Here is a 3,438-nt window from a genome sequence, read left to right on the forward strand (position 1 = left end):
GATTGCGAGGCCTTTTTGTGTTCCGACTAAAACTAAATATTAATCGAGGTTAACGAAAGCTTGGGATAATCGCTGGAATTCCCGGTAGAAGGCCAACCAATGCCATTACGCCACTTAGCACAATAAACATAATGCCAGGCAATACCCAACGGCTCATTTTACTCAGTTCACTGCTGCGTTCTTTACAACCGACTAAGCCTAAGTTATCCAACAGCATAGTGAGAGCCCAACCAAATGCAGGGTTAACGAGCGCTGAAGAAAATACGACAATCGCTGCCGATTGCGTGGTTTTTCCTTCACGCGTCATTTCCATGCCAGCTTCTAGCAATGGAACAAATACCCCAACAATGAGAGCGACACAAAGTACAGGCTGCCAGATAGCTAAATCCATCGGGTAGCCCCAAACTGCTGCGATGATACAGAACAGAGCTGTGAGCAAAGCGCCGGCAGGAATAGGGCGTTTAGCAATCGCCGCCGGTACGATATAAGTACCCCATGAAGACGTAAAGTTAGTACCACCGAGCAAAGAACCGAACGTTTGGCGGATTGAAGCCGTGGTCATGGTGTCGTCAATGTTCATGTGTACTTTTTCGGTACGCTCTGGGTAGCTGATCTTTTGAAATACTTGATGGCCTAAGAAATCTGGCGACCACATCGCCACGGCTAGAATTGCAAACGGCAATACCACCATGAAGTGTTCAATCGTCGGTAGGCCAAGCATCCAGCCTGTATCTTCTCCCCACCAATACATAGGGTTCATGTTAGGTAAGCCTGGCTCAGTGTGGAAAGCGAATGGGGCACCCATGGCAAATGCAATCGTACCACCCAGTAAACAACTAAGAGGTACGGCTAACCAACGTTTGCGGAAGTGTTCCAATAACGCGTACAAGATAATGGTGCAAAAGATCACGACAAACGCGATGTGGCTCATGCCAATTCCTTCAGCCCAAGCGAACAGCTTTTTCACTTGAGAAGCGGTTCCAACAAAGCCAAGGTAGAGCAATAATCCGCCACATACGCCTTTACTGGTGAGGTTGGCCAACATACTGCCACCTTTACTGATGGCTAAGATTAGGCCAAAAGCGCCAATCAGCAATCCAAACGCCATAGGGTGTCCGCCTGCTGCAACCACAATCGGAATTAAAGGAATGAGTGGGCCGTGTGTACCTGCGAGGTTCGCGGTCGGCAACAGGAAGCCAGAGAAAATAATAATGAAAACAGAGGCGATGAGGAGTTCATAACGAACGTTTTCTAGAATGAAGTCTTCATTTAATCCGAGAGCCCCAGCAAAGGTGGCTGCAATAGCGCCCACCATAACCACTTTACCAATGGTCGCCGCCATCGCTGGGATGGTGTCTTCTATCTCAAATCGATAATCTTTAAACGGCAAATTTGGACGCCAGCGCTTAGGCGACATGATTTGTAATTCATGTTCTAAATACTGTTCTCGGGAATCAAATTCCGATCTTGGTTTATGTTGTTGTTCATAGGTGAGTTCATCCTCATTGGCTTGAGGCTTCTCTGTTTGTATATGTGCGGACTCTAAAGTAGTGCTCATTTTGATTCCTTTCGTTCACACTCTAAGGTGTGTTATTCCAACAAACGTTGTTGACTCACGGCATGAAGTGAAAACAATGCGTCAACTTATCATTAAAAATTCATTAACATTTAGTTGTTAGTACCTTATACCAAACCAAAAAAAACAAATAGACTCAGTCGGTTAGACATTAGTCGTAGAGTCGGACGACTAGTATTAGACCCTGTAGATAGTATGTGTCTGTTTATTTGTAGGCGATGAGCTTTATTGGTAATAAATGAATATCTAACAAGAAATGCTTGGCGTTAAAGCATCAGATAGCATCCATCGATGAGTGGTTTCTGGGGTAACGTTTTTGGTTAAAAACTATTGATAATAATTCTCATTACGTTACCTTGTGGGCTCAAACACACTCATTGTTGCGGAGACCAACATGGAACACTCGGATATTACTCAACTGCTTATTCCAAAGAGCGATTGGGCATCGCCTGATCTCTTTCTCTATGAAGGGGAAGACAAACTTCATCTGAGCTTAGAAGGCGCAATTCAATACAGTGGATTGAACAGCATTGGTGGCGTGGTTCTGGGCTTTAGGATGATCCAACATGCGGTGCAACTCGCGGCGGGTGAGCAGTCTTTGCAACGTGATGGCATCAGTGTTTATACCGCGTTCCCTGGACGTGGTGCTCAAGATGCTTTTGAGTACACATGCCGCGCACTGCGTGATAGGCGCTATTGCTGTGATACCACATTGCATCACCCTGCAGCGCAAACCGGACAACGTGGTCAGTTCTTGTTTACGCTTCGCTTGAATGAACAGTCTATGGTGATGACGCCAGCAGACGGGCTTCCAAGAAAAAGCTATTTTGAGGCCGACAGACACGCACAAGAAGGTCGAGAGGCAGCATTGAGATGGCGTGATGAGAAGATTAACTTCGCCAATACGCTCTTGAGCTTGTCGCCAGAAGAGTGCTTACGCGTGTTGTAATTCTTTGTTCTCACTTACAGAATGAGCTCAAAAATACAATGAACAACAAGAGGTCGCTCGCTTTCAAGTGGGCGACTTTTTTGTATCAAGCGCTAACGGAAAGCAGATTCCTAGTCGCGCTTAGGCTTGCTGGAATGACTCACTTTTAGTTTAGTGCGGTAGTCTAAAGTCTATGAGTTTCAGCAATCAACTTAAGCTGCCCGCTCTCAATCCTAGACACATTTAGGCACGCAGGTGGTGCAGTTTTCAAAGCATTACACAGCTTACACTGACACGAAGTGATATAATTTTTGCCCAAAGCTTTGAAGAGCTAATGAATTAAAGGATGAGTACGATGGAAAAAACGATCTCGTTGGTACTTGGCAGTGGTGGCGCAAGAGGCTTGGTTCACGTTGGAATCATCCGTTGGTTAATTGAGCATGGCTATCAGATAAAATCCATCTCTGGTTGTTCAATTGGCGCACTTATCGGTGGTGTCTATGCGGCGGGTAAGTTGGATGAATTTGAAGAGTGGGTCACCAGTATCGACCAATCGGATATGGCGATGATGTTGGATTTTTCATGGCAATCGAGTGGTATCTTCAAAGGGGACAAGATCATCGACACACTGCGTGGATTGATCGGTGAGATTTCAATTGAAGAACTGCCTATCCCTTATACCGCAGTTGCCGCTAACGTCGCCGATGAAAAAGAGGTTTGGCTGCAATCAGGCTCTCTGTTTGATGCCATTCGCGCTTCTATCTCTTTGCCATTGTTCTTCACGCCTCATGTGATTAATGGCGAAGCGCTGATTGATGGCGGGGTACTCAACCCTGTGCCGATTGCGCCTACCTTTGGTGATAAGACAGACTTTACTCTGGCTGTGAACTTAGGCGGCGAACCTGAAATTGTTCAACAGGAAGTGACACCGGTT

At 46.0% G+C, this 3,438-nt stretch carries 3 protein-coding genes; 2 read left to right on the top strand and 1 reads right to left on the bottom strand.

All coding sequences use genetic code 11. The features are described from left to right. Positions 1–49: 49 nt before the first annotated feature. The gene (locus tag AB4589_RS12675) at positions 50–1,558 is read right to left on the bottom strand and encodes a DUF3360 domain-containing protein (RefSeq protein ID WP_017087374.1); all 1,509 of its coding nucleotides are present in this window, start codon (positions 1,556–1,558) and stop codon (positions 50–52) included. Positions 1,559–1,970: 412 nt separating this feature from the next. Here AB4589_RS12675 and AB4589_RS12680 point away from each other — a divergent pair, with 412 nt between their 5' ends. Both AB4589_RS12680 and AB4589_RS12685 read left to right on the top strand, forming a co-directional pair. Next, the gene (locus AB4589_RS12680) at positions 1,971–2,525 is read left to right on the top strand and encodes a hypothetical protein (protein ID WP_009846993.1); all 555 of its coding nucleotides are present in this window, start codon (positions 1,971–1,973) and stop codon (positions 2,523–2,525) included. 334 nt (positions 2,526–2,859) lie between these two features. Beyond that, positions 2,860–3,438, top strand: a 579-nt coding sequence (locus AB4589_RS12685) for a patatin-like phospholipase family protein (protein ID WP_372100698.1), incomplete at its 3' end; no start/stop codon positions are given.

Origin of the sequence: Vibrio sp. 10N.222.49.A3 (assembly GCF_041475145.1) — a bacterium.
Classification (GTDB): domain Bacteria; phylum Pseudomonadota; class Gammaproteobacteria; order Enterobacterales; family Vibrionaceae; genus Vibrio; species Vibrio tasmaniensis_A.